The 15898-nt window shown below is 44.9% G+C and carries 11 protein-coding genes; 7 read left to right on the top strand and 4 right to left on the bottom strand.

Annotated features, from left to right (window positions below; all coding sequences use genetic code 11):
• The first annotated feature begins 29 nt into the window (after positions 1 to 29).
• Both ACK8P5_RS05810 and ACK8P5_RS05815 read left to right on the top strand, forming a co-directional pair.
• Entirely contained in the window at positions 30 to 2177 is a 2148-nt protein-coding gene (locus tag ACK8P5_RS05810) for a hydantoinase/oxoprolinase family protein (RefSeq protein ID WP_422660032.1), read from the top strand.
• Between the two features lie 19 nt (positions 2178 to 2196).
• Positions 2197 to 2862: a hypothetical protein gene (locus tag ACK8P5_RS05815; RefSeq protein ID WP_422660033.1), complete on the top strand. Its 666-nt coding sequence runs from the start codon at positions 2197 to 2199 to the stop codon at positions 2860 to 2862.
• A 73-nt stretch (positions 2863 to 2935) separates the two neighbouring features.
• Here the strand turns inward: ACK8P5_RS05815 and ACK8P5_RS05820 are convergent, their stop codons facing one another.
• Complete coding sequence (locus ACK8P5_RS05820; protein WP_422660034.1) at positions 2936 to 3658, bottom strand: hypothetical protein; 723 nt, start codon at positions 3656 to 3658, stop codon at positions 2936 to 2938.
• A 189-nt stretch (positions 3659 to 3847) separates the two neighbouring features.
• Between ACK8P5_RS05820 and ACK8P5_RS05825 the strand changes: the two genes are divergently transcribed.
• Positions 3848 to 4708 carry a MurR/RpiR family transcriptional regulator gene (locus ACK8P5_RS05825; RefSeq protein WP_422660035.1) on the top strand — a complete coding sequence of 287 codons (861 nt, stop codon included), beginning with the start codon at positions 3848 to 3850 and terminating at the stop codon, positions 4706 to 4708.
• A gap of 98 nt (positions 4709 to 4806) precedes the next feature.
• Here the strand turns inward: ACK8P5_RS05825 and ACK8P5_RS05830 are convergent, their stop codons facing one another.
• Entirely contained in the window at positions 4807 to 5082 is a 276-nt protein-coding gene (locus ACK8P5_RS05830; protein WP_422660036.1) for a hypothetical protein, read from the bottom strand.
• Positions 5083 to 5114: 32 nt separating this feature from the next.
• Positions 5115 to 6668 (bottom strand): leucine-rich repeat domain-containing protein, encoded by a 1554-nt coding sequence (locus ACK8P5_RS05835; RefSeq protein WP_422660037.1) that lies wholly within the window; start codon positions 6666 to 6668, stop codon positions 5115 to 5117.
• A gap of 278 nt (positions 6669 to 6946) precedes the next feature.
• On the opposite strand from ACK8P5_RS05835, the gene ACK8P5_RS05840 reads away from it, so the two are divergent.
• Together ACK8P5_RS05840 and ACK8P5_RS05845 are read left to right on the top strand one after the other, a co-directional pair.
• On the top strand, positions 6947 to 7606 hold the full coding sequence (locus tag ACK8P5_RS05840) for an ABC transporter ATP-binding protein (protein ID WP_422661386.1): 660 nt from the start codon (positions 6947 to 6949) through the stop codon (positions 7604 to 7606).
• Between the two features lie 12 nt (positions 7607 to 7618).
• Positions 7619 to 10927, top strand: coding sequence for an FtsX-like permease family protein (locus ACK8P5_RS05845; protein WP_422660038.1), 3309 nt, complete (start codon positions 7619 to 7621; stop codon positions 10925 to 10927).
• 76 nt (positions 10928 to 11003) lie between these two features.
• Here the strand turns inward: ACK8P5_RS05845 and ACK8P5_RS05850 are convergent, their stop codons facing one another.
• Complete coding sequence (locus ACK8P5_RS05850; protein ID WP_422660039.1) at positions 11004 to 12053, bottom strand: interferon alpha-inducible IFI6/IFI27 family protein; 1050 nt, start codon at positions 12051 to 12053, stop codon at positions 11004 to 11006.
• A gap of 208 nt (positions 12054 to 12261) precedes the next feature.
• On the opposite strand from ACK8P5_RS05850, the gene ACK8P5_RS05855 reads away from it, so the two are divergent.
• Together ACK8P5_RS05855 and ACK8P5_RS05860 are read left to right on the top strand one after the other, a co-directional pair.
• Complete coding sequence (locus ACK8P5_RS05855) at positions 12262 to 14001, top strand: ABC transporter ATP-binding protein (RefSeq protein WP_422660040.1); 1740 nt, start codon at positions 12262 to 12264, stop codon at positions 13999 to 14001.
• Complete coding sequence (locus tag ACK8P5_RS05860) at positions 13982 to 15841, top strand: ABC transporter ATP-binding protein (protein WP_422660041.1); 1860 nt, start codon at positions 13982 to 13984, stop codon at positions 15839 to 15841. The genes ACK8P5_RS05855 and ACK8P5_RS05860 overlap by 20 nt, the downstream gene beginning before the upstream one ends.
• Positions 15842 to 15898: the final 57 nt, after the last annotated feature.

Consider the following 15898-nt stretch of genomic DNA (forward strand, 5'->3'; position numbering starts at 1 on the left):
ATCCCGCCTGTACCTTCAGGAGGAGAATGATGGAGAGAAGAAAAGTAAGGGTAGGGATTGATGTTGGAGGGACGTTTACAGACGCGGCTGTCATTGATAATGAAACTTACGAAGTCATAGAGAAGATGAAGATTCCTACGACCCACCACGATGAAGATGGTGTGGCAAAAGGGATTGTTCAGATTTTAAACAAAATTCTAGCAAGTCGAGGCATTCTACCGGATGATGTTACCTTTATTGCTCACGGAACAACACAAGCCACAAATGCTCTCCTTGAAGGTGACGTTGCATCTGTTGGTATTATCGGCATGGGTTCAGGTCTTGATGGTCTCAGTGCACGTTCCGAATCGAATCCAGGTGATATTGAACTTGCACCGGGAAAGTATTTGAAGACATTTCACACGTATCTGGATTCCAAGGATTTAAGGGATCAGCAGATCGAGACGGCTATTGATGATCTTGTGAAGCAAGGTGCTGAAGTCATTGTAGCTTCGGAAGCCTATAGTGTAGATGATCCGACGAACGAGCTACGAGTGGTGGAGATTGCGAATCGCAAAGGCATTTATGCAACTGGTGGACATGAGATATCACAACTATATGGACTTAAGACGCGGACAAGAACCGCAGTCGTGAATGCATCACTCATCCCGAAAATGATGGAGACGGCTAATATGACGGAGAAGTCCGTCAAGAATGCCAATATCAAATCCCAGCTCATGATCATGCGTTGTGATGGTGGGGTTATGAGCATCGATGAAGTGCGCAAGCGGCCAATCCTAACGATGCTGTCTGGTCTCGCAGCAGGCGTCGCTGGAGCGCTGATGTATGAGAAAATCTCAGACGGCATTTTTTTCGAAGTTGGGGGTACGAGTGTCGATATATCTGTCATTAAGAATGGTAAAGTTATGATCAAGAATGCACAGGTGGGAGGCCACCGAACATATCTTCAATCACTTGATGTGCGTACACTTGGTATTGCAGGTGGAAGTATGATCAAGGTGGCTGGCGGTAAGATCACGGATGTTGGACCACGGAGCGCACATATTGCCGGTAAAGCATATGAGGCATTCGCGAAGACAGAAGATATTGTGAACCCCAAGGTGAAGTTTGTAAGTCCTAGACAGGGTGACCCGGCCGAGTACGTCATTCTTGAGAGTGAGAATGGAGAGGAGTATTCGTATACCTTGGCCGGAGCAGCGAACATTCTTGGGTATATTCCGGAAGGCGATTATGCTCAGGGAAATAAGGAGGCAGCTGTTAAGGCATGGGAAGCTCTTGCGGCGCATGTCGGACTAAGTGTGGAAGAGGCCGCTAGAGCAGTCATGAATATCGCGATTGACAAGACCATGAAGACAGTCAATGAAATGATTGAGGATTATGAACTGGACCGCTCGTTTGTCACCCTGGTAGGCGGAGGGGGAAGTGGAGCAGTTCTTGTACCAGCGATGGCAGAGCGAGAGAATCTAAAGAGCAAGATCGCGAACAATGCCCCATATGTGTCCACGATCGGTGTGGCTCTGGCGATGGTGAAGGAGCAGATGGAACGGACGGTTGTGAATCCGACAGAAGAGGACATTAAGCGGATACGTTCGGAAATTGTAGAACGGATCGTCAAATCAGGTGCCAGTGAAGAGACGGTTGAGGTTACGATCGAAATCGACAGTCAGAAAAATATTTTGCGAGCCGTAGCTACCGGCTCTACCGAGCTTCGTTCGAAGGATTTAGGACAAGAAGCGATGTCAGATCAAGAGATGGTAGCCATTGCCGCGAAGTCGGTGGATCAGCCGCTGGAATTAACAAAGCTTGCGGCAAGAAGCGGTCGCTGGAGTCTTTTTGCAAGTGAGCATGTGAAGAAATCATTCTTTGGGCTCATTAAGAAAAAGTCTAACAGTGTAAGTGTTCTGGACCGGGAAGGCGTTGTGCGCTTCAAGAAAGCGAATGTGCAGTATACGAAGCTAACCAAATCCCAGCATGAGAGCAGGCTTGGTGAGTTCCTGGATGACAATACGATATACTCGGATGCGAATGCGACCATTCCGAAGGTGTTTGTATTCTATAAAGAGAAGATGCTGGATCTAACAGGGATGCAGACGAAAGAGCAGTTGATGTCGATCCTAGAGATTGAAACGGAAATGATGCGCGCAGAAGATGAAATGATTGTTATTGCGTATCAGTAGGAAGGAGCGAAGGCGGATCATGATCGCGACTCGTGAAGAAGTGCAGTCTTTATCAGACGAGACAATGGCTTGTGCAGAGCTTGAACAGGACCCTTTGTTTCATAAAATACCTGTAGAACAGATCCCGTACTATGTTAGCACATCACTTGCAAGAGGCCGGGAAACCGCATTCTCTTATATCGGAAGGGATATCCGGGAGCTGTGCCAAGAGGAAGGCCTGCACTATGAAATCACGAGTCGGTCCGGTACGTTTCATAAGGTTCAATTTCGCGCACAGATTGATTTTGCTAAGAATCCACCGGAAATTATTGTGTACGCCGAGTCTTTAGCCGGGATGAAGCAATCCTATCAAGAGGTGGTTGGATCGGACGCAGAGGGAACTGAGCTGGATCGCTTGATAGATATCCATCTGGCGCATGAATTCTATCACTATCTTGAATATAAATCAGGAAAATTCACCAATGAAGAGTTGGAGCCGATTGAAGTGTTCAAGCTTGGAAAATGGCTGAAGAAGCGCTCGACTGTGGTGAAGACCAGTGAGATTGCGGCACATGCCTTTTGCAAGGAGCTTATGGGACTACCATGCTTACCGAATGTGCTTGATTACGTCTATCTAATGCAGAACAAAGAACTTTCCAAGGAGCAGTTCTCAACACAGCTAGAGCGCTGGAAGTCTTGGGTTTAAGTTTTAGAGGCTCCCTTAGGCAGCGTGCTAAACATTGCTTAGAGGGAGCTTTCTATGACAGATATGTGGTAGGTTATTTTAGGCTATCAAGATCTACATCCTCGATTGGATCTGGGAGGTAGTTATCTATATTAAAAACTGGATCGGGAAGATAATGATCTACCCTGATAATTTCGTCGATGACATCGTTGATCTTTAGAGACACCTTATGAGTGGCGGATTCTTCGTCGATGATTTGTTTTGCTGCTAGTGGTTCTGTAAGAGCCACAGAAGGAAGAAGTTTTACAATATCACCTTCCACAGGAATGATGACCTCTTCCGTAGTACCGACGAATGTATATGGCTCTTCGGGGATGCCTAATTTATCGTAAGTATATAAGAAAAATAAATATGTTTTTCCTTCTTCTACAATTGGTTCGTAGATCTTGTATTCTTTACCGTTGTATACTCCACCTGGCTCTTTTATCGTAAACATATCTCTCGTTCCTTGATTGATATTTCCTAAAATTATTTTATCTACTTTAATATCAGAGTCAGTGTAAACAGCGTTATATACAGGGGCGTTTTCTGACTTATCCGCGTTCATATTCCTTAAACTCGCTGGGTGTACCTTTTCGACTGTACCGATAACAACAAGATTCGAGTGACGTACTAACTCTTCAAAACTTTCTATGAGGAAGCCTCTATCTGGTGCTGAAACAATATTACTAGCTTCATTCATTTTTTTGTCTTCTGAACATGCTGACAAACCAATAATTCCTAATAAAAGACTTAAAGTTAATATGATTAATTTCATGGTTTACCCCCGATTGTTTCATTTACATATAATGTATAACAATAATAAAGAGGGTTTGTTGTTCTTTTTAGTGAAATTCATGGGCAGGTAAACCGCTGGAAGTCTTGGATGTAAGCTTTATCAATACCTTACTTCAGTGTGATATAATGGGTTGTGCTAGTGTCCATTGGTAGATCAGGAGGAGGTATCATGTCTTCACAGGTTCCGGCTGTCATTGCAAAAATCGTATCGCAAACACAGAAATTAACATATGGGGAAAATCAAATTGCTAATTATGTCATCCATAACCCCGAATTTATTACGCGAAATACCATTACGGCTATCGCTAATGAGATTGGTGTGTCAGAGACAAGCATCAATCGTTTTTGTAAAAAGGTAGGGTTCAAGGGATTTAATGATTTCAAAATCGCCTTTGCACAAGATGCCTTCTATCGTGACATGCAGGCGAAGAAGAAAGAAAGACGGGAAATCAATGCCATTGATGCTCTCGCGCTGGATTATAATGAACTGATCGTGAATACCTCGGCACTGATCACGGAAGAACAGCTACATGAAGTGGTCCATCTGCTGAAGGGCGCGAGAAGGATTGTTCTGATCGGATTGTTCGATTCTTTCTTGGCCGCCATTGCTTTAAAGAACCGATTGGCGATCATCGGGATTATGGCAGAAGCAATCAGTGATAGTCGTGCGATGAAGATTGCGGCTTCTCAGTGTAACTCGGAGGATGTTGTGATCGCCTTCTCGCGTTCAGGCTCTACGAAGGAAATTGTCGATGCGGTATCGATTGCTCAGGTGAATCAAGCGAAGACCATCGCGATCACTTGCTATGACTCATCACCGATTACAGAGAATGCGGTCGTTGATATGATCGTGCCAGACAAAATCTCGGTTAGCAACAGCGCCTTGATGTCCAACCACATCACATTTCTGTTCGTCGTGGATCTGATTATGAATATATTCATTTCCTCGGACAAGAAGTATTTGAAGAAGAAGCTCGATAGTGAAGCGATTCTCGCGAGTGATCAATCGATTACGAATTATTTCTTATAATGTATGAAGAAATGGTCCCTCGCCAGGCATGATAACAATGCTTGGTGAGGGACCATTTGTCTTTTTTCTAGTTTTGTTATGAAATCTAAATCTCTTATCTATAGATAATCCCCAGGCTCGATCAATGCCTCGATCCAAAGTCCGTTGAGAATAATCACGAGCCCCAACAAGGCATGAACACGCATCTTACTTAGTTTGGTTAATTCAAACACAAGTACGAGTAAGCCCAAGACCAGTGGGAAAGTTAATTGTTGCAGCCAATCGTTCGAAGTGATCATATTAACCCATTGGGAGGCCCGCAAAGACAAGCCAATGGATAATATGAACAGTGGAACTCCTAGCTCAATATACATCCAATTGTATTTGGGAGTCATTATGATTCCTCCTTCGTTGTTCAGTTCACACCTTAATATGGATTTATCGAAACACCATATATATTCGGTTTTATGAGCATTCCCAGACGTTCTGCTATGACACGTACAGGGACGAAAACAATATCATCCTGAACAACAGGAGCGGTATCCATCTTTATGATTTGACCATTCGATCTCATATCTGTGGATCCTACTTTCATGACGATAGATACTCCCTCATCCTTGATCGTAATAGTGTGAGATTTCTTATCGATGTATACTTTGGCTCCTAGAAGGTCGCTGACCACGTAAAGTGGTACGAACATTCTGCCATTGCGTTCATATGGAGCGGCTGGAAGTTTTACATATTTACCAAAAGCGTAAGCTTTCTTTGTCTTGCCTACTAGGAAAACATCCGGAAACGGATCAAATTCCGTATAACTAATTTGGGTTCCTTGTTGCTTTAGCTGAGCTAAAATGGTGGCTGATGAGTTGTCTCTAACATCAATCATATTATAATGCAGCGTGACGGATTTTAATTGTTTCTTGTTCTCTAGACCTTGCATAGATACAAGGCGGTTGTCATTAAATTCGGCCTGCTTTAGATATTTCATATGGGTTAATGGAGCGAGTGATTCAATCTGATTGTTATTTGCCTTAATCATTCTTAATTCTTTTAAGTTCTCTAGTGGTTTCAAGGAACTCACTCGGTTCTCCGATATATTTAGGACTTGAAGCTGTTTAATATTGGCAAGTGGAGTTAAGTCCTGAACCTGGTTGTACTCCACGGATAATTCCTGCAGCTTGCTGAGTCCCGTCAGGGGTTTAAGACTTGTAGCATCAAAAGAATCGATATTGAGCTTTCGGAGATTAATCAGTGTGCTTAAAGCTTTTAGATTTCCATTACCTGAACCACTCAGCGATAATTCCTGTAGTTCAGTGAGGCCGCTTAACGGAGAAATATCTTGTATTGAATTCATATTCAGATTTAATATTTTCAACTTTTTTAGATTTTTTAAAGGGGCTAGTCCGCTGGTTCCTTGATTCAGTTGATTCCAAGACAGATTAAGCTGCTCTAGCTTAGTTAAGTTCTGAAGGGGGTCCAGATTCTGAATGGCGTTGGAACTCACATCGAGTGAGTACAGTTCAGTTACGCCTTCTAATCCCCGAAGAGATTCTAAGGATACACCACGGAGTGTTAATTGTTTTAGTTTTTTCAAATCTTTAAGCTCGGACAGATCCTTAATCGTATGCAAGACGGTTGCTTGTTTGTGTATTGTCTGGATACGGAGAGATTTCAGATTGCGAAGCTGGGAAAGTCCTTTCAGATTCCTAATTCCTACTCGGTGAGTGCTGGCGCCGGGCTTCTTCAATTTACTTACGAGCATGGTATGAACCTCGTTTGTATCCAGAACGGTGATCTTGTCGACATCGCTTTGTGTGATAGTACCCGTTGGTTTTTTGACATAGTGCCGGATAATCATCTCAAGAACGGGATCAGGGAAAGATAATCCAGCGGATGCACCAGATTTTGCAGAAAAAACGGAGTTTGGTATAAGGAATAGGACGAGAAGCAGAAGCGGTAAGGTGTAGCCTAGTTTTTTCATGAATTGGTCTCCTTCTTAGTTTCATCAGATAAACCCTTATAAACGTCTATTTATATAACGTTAAATTTTACAAAATGTTGCTATAAAGGTATTACATGTATCAAAAACTGTGAGAATAGGAACGTTGTGTGACGATGTCTGTTTTGAGGGTTTAGCATTTTTATTGGCAGATTTTTTTGTGATACACTTGTTAATAAATTGTAGTTATAAGAAATGTCAGCAAGGGAGCGGATAGAGTGGCATTTGTATCGATAAAAAATGAATACAAGCGCTATCAGATGGGGGAGACCACCATCGTGGCGAATGATGGCATTGATTTTGATATTGAAAAAGGTGAGTTCGCCATTATAGTAGGTCCCAGCGGTGCAGGGAAATCAACCGTTTTGAACATTTTAGGCGGTATGGATACGGCGGACGAAGGACAAGTTCTTGTAGATGGAACGGATATTGCTAAATTCAATAACAAAGAGCTTACTGGATACCGCCGGACGGATGTCGGATTTGTATTCCAGTTCTATAATCTAGTGCCCAATTTAACAACGATTGAAAATGTAGAGCTGGCATCGCAGATCTCTCCTCGAGCTCTAGATGCAGAGAAGGTACTTCGAGATGTGGGTCTAGGTGAACGATTGAACAACTTCCCAGCTCAGCTCTCCGGTGGTGAACAGCAGCGAGTAGCGATAGCGAGAGCACTTGCGAAGCAGCCGAAACTGCTCTTATGTGATGAGCCAACAGGCGCACTCGACTATAATACGGGCAAGCAGGTGCTGAAGCTCCTTCAGGATACATGCAGGAATACCGGAACAACCGTAATCGTCATTACACACAACTCGGCAATCGCGCCTATGGCTGACCGGGTTATCGAGATTAATAACGCCAAGGTCCGGAAAGTCGTGCAAAACCCAAATCCGGTCTCTGTCGATAGCATCGAATGGTAAGGGGTTAATATTTTGAAGAAAAAGGCCTTATGGAGTGATATTTTCCGGGAAATATGGCGGACCAAGGCGCGGTTTCTGTCCATTTTTGCCATCATCATGTTGGGGGTTGGGTTTTTCGCGGGGATCAAGGCTACGGGTCCTGACATGTTGAATACCGCAGACCACTATTACAAGGAACTTCGATTAATGGATCTCAAAGTTCAATCGACCTTGGGTTTGAGACAAAAGGATATTGAAACGATTAATAAGGTCCCAGATGTTTTAGATGTACAACCAGCTTATAGCTCGGACGTGTTTCTGGGTGATACCGGACTCATTGCCAAAGTTCTCTCCTATCATAAGGATAACCAACTGAACCAATACAAGCTTACGTCAGGCAGATTACCACAGTCTTCTGGGGAGATTGCCATTGATGATAATGGCGAGATGGGGAGCAAATATAAGCTTGGAGACACAATTACCTTTACGAATCCAGACTCAGAGGCTTTAAAAGATACGTTCAAGAAGGTTAGTTACAAGGTCGTTGGAACTGTGAAAAGCCCGATGTTCATTAGTAATCTGGGGCGGGGAAGCAGCAGTATTGGTAAGGGGACGGCCGATGTATTTGTGGTTGTTCCACAGGAGGATTTTAATCTAGAAGTATATACGGAAGCCTATTTAAGCTTTAAAGATACGGCGTCGCTAGCGCCATATACCGCAGAGTATGATGATCGTATTGAACAACATAAGGAGCAGATAGAGCAGGCGCTTAAACTTCAACCGGAGGAGCGGTTGAAAGAGATTCAGAAGGAAGGTCAAGCTAAGCTGGATGATGCCCGGCTCAAGATTGTTGAAGCAAAACAAGAGTTAGCCGAAGCTCAGCAAGAGCTTGCAGATGCTAAGGTAATCTTGGACGATGGACGACGCAGTTATCAGCAAGGCGTGGACAAGCTTCAGTCGGAGCTTGCGAATGGACAGCGGAAGTTAGATTTGGCCGAAAGAGAGCTTGAGCGCGGAAAGGCTGAGTTGGAGCGTAACCGAACACGCTTAAGGGAAGGTCAGGCTCAGCTAAAGGCAGGTCAAGCAGAGCTGGACGGGCAGAAGAAAGCTTTAGAGCCGAAGCTGGCTCAAGGACAAGAACTAGTGAAATCGCTGAAGCAGATTGCGAAGCTGCCGCCAGGAGCTATCCCGCAGGAGCAGAAATCGCAGCTGATTAGCGCAGCGGGAGCAGCAGATAAGGGATTAGGACAGGTGGTTTCGGGTTATCTAAATGGTTCTGTGGATACTTCGGTATTAAAGGGTGCTGTGAGCTCTTTCGAACAGGGACTAAGTAAGGCTTCGGCGACACTTATTTCCGCACAGAAGGAGCTGGATGCGAAGAAACAGCAACTACAAGAAGGTCAGACTCAGCTTCTTGCTGGTGAAAGCAAGTTGATACAAGGACAAACTGAGCTGGATAAGGGGAAATCCGAGCTTGCTGAGGCAAGACAGAAAGGCGAAGCTGAACTTGCATCTGCTAAGGCGAAGCTGGAAGAAGGCCAGGCTGAATACGATAAGGGCCTAGCTACTTATAATGAAGAGAAGAAGAAGGCGGACCGGAAAATCGCTGATGCGGAGAAGGATATCGCTAAAGGACAGAAAGAATTGGATGAGCTTGAACTGCCGAAGACGTATGTTCTGGATCGCAGTATCAATCCGGGATATACCGAATTTAGTGATAATGCGTATCGCCTGGCATCCATTGCAACTGCGTTTCCCGTTTTCTTTTTCCTCATTGCTGCCTTGGTCAGTCTGACCACGATGACACGGATGGTTGAAGAACAGCGACTCCAGATCGGAACCTTAAAAGCACTTGGGTACAGCAACGGGGATATTATGAAGAAGTTTCTGGTGTATGCAACACTCGCAAGTGTCACGGCTTCGGCAGCAGGCCTGGCTGTAGGATATACACTATTCCCCAATATTATCTTCGATGCATACGGTTCGCTGTATAATCTACCTAGCATTCGAATCAGCTTCTATCTAAGCTATAGTGTGATATCGATTGTAGTTGCACTCTTATGTACTACAATGACTGCGTTCATTGCGTCAAGGGTAGAACTACGAAGCAATGCTTCCGTGCTTATGCGGCCAAGGGCGCCCAAGAGTGGACAACGTATTTTACTCGAAAGGGTAAGCTTTATCTGGAAGCGGCTCGGATTTACGGGGAAGGTTACCGCGAGAAATCTGTTCCGTTATAAACAACGCATGTTTATGACGGTGTGTGGCGTTGCAGGGTGTACTGCACTGATCCTTACAGGATTCGGTTTAAAGGATTCGATCGGGGATATCGCTCCTCTGCAGTTCGGCAAAATCATGAAGTACAATGCACTGGTTGCTTTCCATGACGATAGCAGTGAACAGATCAAGAAGGATTACGATAAGCTGATTGCGAATACACCGGGACTGACAGGTGTGTTGAATGTGACACAGGATGCAGTGACGGCAACCACTAAAGGAGTCAATAATCAGGATGTGAATATATTCGTTCCTGAATTCTCAGATCAGCTCAGTCATTTCGTCATGCTCAACGATCGCAAGTCGGATATGAGCGTTCCACTTACCGATCAAGGGGCTGTTATTACAGAGAAGCTGGCTAGACTTTATGATATAGGTGTCGGAGACTCTTTAACGATTCAGAACAACGATAATGATACATTTGAAGTAAAGATCACAGGCATTACAGAGAACTATACGATGCATTATCTGTACATGACACCAGCTTATTATGAATCGATCTTCGGCAAGCAGCCGGAAGTTAACACACAACTCCTCAAGTACAAAGATACAAGTTCACAGTGGGAGGATACCTTTGGTGAACAGCTGACGAATAACAAACGGGTTGCGATGGTAAGCTTCACGAGCGGAGTGAGTACCGCTTTCGACGATACAATGGGAAGTATGAATGTCGTTGTTGTTGTGCTCATTGTTTCTGCAGCAGCGTTGGCGTTTGTTGTATTGTACAATTTGACCAATATCAATGTGTCGGAGCGGATCAGGGAGCTGTCTACGATTAAAGTACTCGGCTTTTACGACAAGGAAGTCACGATGTACATTTACAGGGAAAATATGATCTTGACTATCCTAGGGATTATCGTTGGTAATTTCCTAGGGATTTGGCTGCACGGGTTCGTGCTTCAAACCGCGGAAGTGGATGCCATGATGTTCAGTCAGAATATCAATTGGATGAGCTACGGATATGCGGCGTTGTTAACCTTGCTGTTCTCCGGTATTGTGATGCTGTCCATGCATTTCAAGCTGAAGCGGATCGATATGATTGAGGCGTTGAAGTCTGTGGAGTAGGCGTAGTGATAGAGAACGTATAAAAAGATATAGGTTTAACAACAAAGGGCCCCGCATGATGTGAGGGGCCCTTTGTTTATGTAATCAACTGACGGAATGCTCGATTCAAAATATGCGACATCTGCATCATGTCTTTTTTGTTGTTGTAAATGCCGTGTGTCACCATTTCTCTTTCGGTCTGCTGCTTGAATTCGAGGAACATATTTTGAGCTTGGATTAAGGTGTCCATAGTCCCGGCCTGATCGCGATTGTCATCGGATTTAAGATAGTGAATCAGATTAATATTCTTAACGATGCTAAGTGCTACAGCCTCTTGGGGGATCTGGCTCAGCATTTTGCCCACAGCACCACCTGCAACGGTTCCAAGCACGCTGCTCCCGCCAACAAGTACCGTCATGCCGCCCATTATGCCGAGTCCACCGGCTGCAATGGAGCCGCCACCAAGCATAGCTAATCTTGCGGAAGTGGCCGCTGCACCAGATAGGCCCAGTATTCCTCCAACAGCGGGGGCAATAACAGGAAGGGCGAGTACCGTGGCAACCGATCCGATCCCCACAAGACCAGTGATGCCCCATTTCGGCAGTTTTCCACCTTCATCTTTAATGTCTTTGAAGAATTTTTCTGTATTCTTATAAATTTTCTTCCCCCAGGGACCGAACCCACACATGAGTGAGATTTTATCAATATGAGCTTCGAAATAGGTTTCTTCCAAAGCATTGCTGAAGGGTTCCATATCACAATAGATCGGAGTATGGATAACTTCTTGCATAATGAGAAATAACTGTACACGTCCATCGGACGTTTCGTTACATTGGCTAATCAATCGATCGATTGGGGTGTTTCTGAGATTTTCCGGTAGCACGAGCAGGTATTTTGCTTCCCAGTAAGCTTTCCATTCCTCTTTCTTACGAATCCGCTCCATAACTTTGGAGGCAGCATGATCTTTATGAGCCTTGTTAAGCGAGTGAATAAATCCGCTCTTTTGTGCGATACTTTGCTGCTTCTCTTCAATAAGTCTCAAGGTATGATGTTCATACGACAGATCTTCTTCGATTCGGAAAAGCACCAGCTTCTGGATTAGGGTGTATCCTTCTTCATTTAATGTAAACGTCTGTAGTAGATTCATTGCATCCTCTTCTTTCTACATTGCTATATATTATATCGAGAAAAGTGTGATAACAATTTAGCGAGAAACGGTTCCAATTTCCTTTTTTAAACGATCTTGTTGAAAAAATACGTTATAATATACATATATATCAAGGAACGTTATCATTTGTTGGCCTTCGCATAACGTGCAGTTGCGACATCAGGGCCCGGAAGTCGGAGGAATGTGAATGGGAATTGTGTTTACTTTTTTGAAAAAATATCGAGTAGCAGCACTCGCGGCTCTTGCCATGATGCTGATCGAGCTGTCACTGGAATTAGTTCAACCACTCATCATGTCCAAGATCATTGATGACGGAATTCAGCATCATGATCTATCGGTTGTATGGATGTGGGGAGGTATACTGACCGCCAGCTCCCTCGTTGCTTTTGCAGCCGGGATAGCTAGCTCATTCTTCGCAGCGCATACAAGCCAAGGCCTTGGGTATGATCTGCGGGACAAGTTGTACGACAAAGTGCAATCGTTTTCTTACTCGGTGTTTAATCGGTTTGCAACATCTTCATTGATCACGAGATTGACAGGAGATGTGACGCAAATTCAGGACACCGTATTCATGGGATTGCGTTTTATGACACGGGTTCCGCTTGTTGTATCGGGAAGTATTATCATGGCCCTAGTTGTTAATGTGAAGCTTGGACTCTGGCTGGTATTAACTGTACCGGCATTATTTATTTTTATAGCTTGGATTATGAAAAAAGCCGCAACTTCTTTCCGCCAAGTGCAGCAGCAGCTTGATTCGGTGAATGGTGTCATTCAGGAAAACTTAACGGGTATTCGGTTGATCCGTGTATTTGTACGCATGGGCCATGAGATCGAGAGATTCGCTCGAACCTCCGGTAAACTTATGAAGAATACGGTATCTACGTTACGTATGACGGAACGAACGATGCCTTTTATTCTGATTGTGATGAATGCAGCGATTCTGGCGGTTTTATGGTTCGGTCGTCATGATATAGCTACGGGTAGTGGCGCTTCGATGGGGGAAGTAGTTGCGGTCCTTAACTATACCCTGCGCTGTATCGGTGCGATGTCCGCGTTGTCAGGTCTAGTTATGGTATTATCTAGAGCTCGTGCGTCAGCGCAGCGGGTTGAGGAAGTGCTGAATACGGAGAATGATGCTTATGAGGCGCAATCAACTTCCGGAAGCAAATCCCTGAAAGGCGCCGTTGAGTTTGAGGGGGTTAATTTCAGCTATCCAGGCAGTGATATTGCTGTTCTTACGGATATATCATTCGCAGCGCGCCCTGGGGAGCGCATAGCAATCATGGGTGCTACGGGTTCTGGTAAATCTTCATTGGTTCAGCTCATTCCCCGCTTGTATGAAGAGAATTCAGGTAAAATCCTCGTGGACGGAGTGAAGGCCAGTAAGATAGATCCCGAGCATTTACGGAGAAAAATTGGTTATGTTCCACAGGAAGTGTTACTGTTCTCGGGTACGGTGCGTGACAATATCGCTTGGGGGCAAGAACAGGCAACGATGGATGAGATCAAGGAAGCAGCTAGACGAGCGCAAATTCATGAAACCATTGAAAGCCTGCCTAACGGTTACGATACAATGCTCGGACAGCGTGGTGTGAATCTGTCTGGTGGTCAGAAGCAGCGGTTATCTATTGCAAGGGCGCTGGTACGTAAACCTGCGATCTTGATTCTGGACGATAGCACAAGTGCGCTGGATGTTCGGACTGAGGCTGCACTGCTAGATGCTCTGAAGGATCTATCATGTACAACATTTTTGATTACACAGAAGATTAGCTCCACGACATCGGCGGATCTTATCCTGCTACTTGACGATGGCCGTTTGATTGAAAAGGGAGATCATGAGGCTTTAATGGAAAGCTCCTCACTGTATCGCCGTATTTATGAATCACAGTATGGGGAGGAGGCGCAGCATGTTCAAAGCATTCACTGAACCGTTCCGTCACCCTAAGCCAAAGTTTGAACTAGGAAAGGGCAAAGGCATATTTAGTCGTAAATCAAATGTTAAGGCAAAGAATTGGTCGGCTACACTTCAACGAATTTGGTCGTATTTGGCACGTAGAAAGGGCAAGCTATCCCTTGTCTTGTTTATGGTCATGCTAAGCTCGGGATTAGCGCTGCTAGGCCCGTATTTGCTTGGAATTGCAGTAGATGACTTTTTGGAGACTGCAAGTATATCCGGTGGTACCGGTGGATCAGCTTGGATCTATTTTTTAATTGGCTTGGCTGTTGTGTACATTCTTCAAGCACTGACCACATGGCTACATAATGTATGGATGATCGGTATCGCTCAAGAGACCGTATATCGAATGCGGATGGACTTGTTCACACACTTACACCGACTACCTATTCCATTCTATGGTAAAAGGCAACAAGGTGAGATCATGAGCCGACTAACGAACGATATTGAGAATGTAAGTTCAACGTTAAACAGTTCGGCCATTCAGATTTTTTCCAGTGTTCTAACGCTCGTAGGGACATTGTCGGTGATGTTGTGGCTTAGTCCACTTCTAACACTCCTGACATTCATAGTGGTTCCTCTCATGGCACTTGGTATGCGTTGGATTACCCGGCGCACAGGTCCGCTATTTAAAGAGCGGCAACGAAATCTTGGGGAACTCAATGGATACATTGAAGAAACGCTCTCCGGTCAGCGCATTATTAAGGCTTTCTCTCAAGAGGATCGGGTCATTCGTGAGTTCGGTGAGCGTAATGCTAAGATTCGCTTGTCCGGCTTCTGGGCACAGACGATATCAGGATTCATACCGAAGCTGATGAACGGTCTTAACAACCTGAGCTTTGCAATTGTTGCCGGCATCGGTGGAGTTATGGTCATCAAGGGATATATTTCGATAGGCGTTATTGTGATTTTTGAAAGTTATGCAAGACAGTTCACACGTCCGCTGAACGATCTGGCGAATCAGTGGAACACACTTCTCTCTGCTATTGCTGGTGCGGAGCGGGTGTTTGAGGTGCTGGATGAAGAAGTGGAAGCGAAGGATGAAGGCGCAGCTGTTAAACTGCAACAAGTCGAAGGCGCGGTAACCTTTAAGGACGTATCCTTTGCATATGAACAAGGTGGAGATACGCTGGAAGGTATCAGTTTTGAGGCCAAGCCAGGTGAGATGATTGCTTTGGTCGGCCCAACCGGGGCTGGTAAGACAACGCTCATTCAGCTGCTGTCCCGCTTCTACGATCCGAATGGCGGCACGATTACACTGGATGGTCGGGATATTACAACGATTCAACGGGAGAGCCTGCGTAGTCATATGGCATTTGTACTGCAAGACTCGTTTCTGTTCGAAGGAACCATTCGGGAGAATATCAGGTTCGGTCGTCTGGATGCAAGTGATGAAGAGGTTGAGGAAGCAGCGAAGCTTGCGAATGCACACTCCTTTATCATGCGACTGAATGACGGTTACGATAAGGTACTTAAGCAGGGGGGAAGTGGAATCAGTCAGGGACAGAAGCAGTTACTTGCTATTGCCCGGGCAATTCTTGCGAATCCTGCGATGCTGGTGCTGGATGAAGCGACAAGCAGCATAGATACCGTAACTGAGATTAAAATTCAAGAAGGACTACAGCGCCTGATGAAGGGGCGTACGAGCTTTGTAATAGCGCACCGCTTGAATACGATTCGGCAGGCTGACCGCATCCTAGTTCTGAAGGATGGCCGGCTTCTAGAGCAGGGCTCACATGATGAGCTGCTTGAAGAAGAAGGGTTCTACAGTGACTTGTACCATGGGCAGTTAAAGCGAGCCGCATTGAAGTAAACATTTGTAGGTAATATCGTTGTTACTTTTCGGAATGTCGAAGACAAATGGTATGAT

The sequence above is a fragment of the Paenibacillus sp. EC2-1 genome, from assembly GCF_049311625.1.
Lineage (GTDB): Bacteria > Bacillota > Bacilli > Paenibacillales > Paenibacillaceae > Paenibacillus_AQ.

What these genes read in the sequence shown, in the direction of transcription:
- ACK8P5_RS05850 (WP_422660039.1), bottom strand. Translation starts at nt 12,053, where the DNA reads ATGAATCTACTACAGACGTTTACATTAAATGAAGAAGGATACACCCTA.
- ACK8P5_RS05855 (WP_422660040.1), top strand. Translation starts at nt 12,262, where the DNA reads ATGGGAATTGTGTTTACTTTTTTGAAAAAATATCGAGTAGCAGCACTC.
- ACK8P5_RS05835 (WP_422660037.1), bottom strand. Translation starts at nt 6,668, where the DNA reads ATGAAAAAACTAGGCTACACCTTACCGCTTCTGCTTCTCGTCCTATTC.
- ACK8P5_RS05860 (WP_422660041.1), top strand. Translation starts at nt 13,982, where the DNA reads ATGTTCAAAGCATTCACTGAACCGTTCCGTCACCCTAAGCCAAAGTTT.
- ACK8P5_RS05820 (WP_422660034.1), bottom strand. Translation starts at nt 3,658, where the DNA reads ATGAAATTAATCATATTAACTTTAAGTCTTTTATTAGGAATTATTGGT.
- ACK8P5_RS05810 (WP_422660032.1), top strand. Translation starts at nt 30, where the DNA reads ATGGAGAGAAGAAAAGTAAGGGTAGGGATTGATGTTGGAGGGACGTTT.
- ACK8P5_RS05830 (WP_422660036.1), bottom strand. Translation starts at nt 5,082, where the DNA reads ATGACTCCCAAATACAATTGGATGTATATTGAGCTAGGAGTTCCACTG.
- ACK8P5_RS05825 (WP_422660035.1), top strand. Translation starts at nt 3,848, where the DNA reads ATGTCTTCACAGGTTCCGGCTGTCATTGCAAAAATCGTATCGCAAACA.
- ACK8P5_RS05815 (WP_422660033.1), top strand. Translation starts at nt 2,197, where the DNA reads ATGATCGCGACTCGTGAAGAAGTGCAGTCTTTATCAGACGAGACAATG.
- ACK8P5_RS05840 (WP_422661386.1), top strand. Translation starts at nt 6,947, where the DNA reads ATGGGGGAGACCACCATCGTGGCGAATGATGGCATTGATTTTGATATT.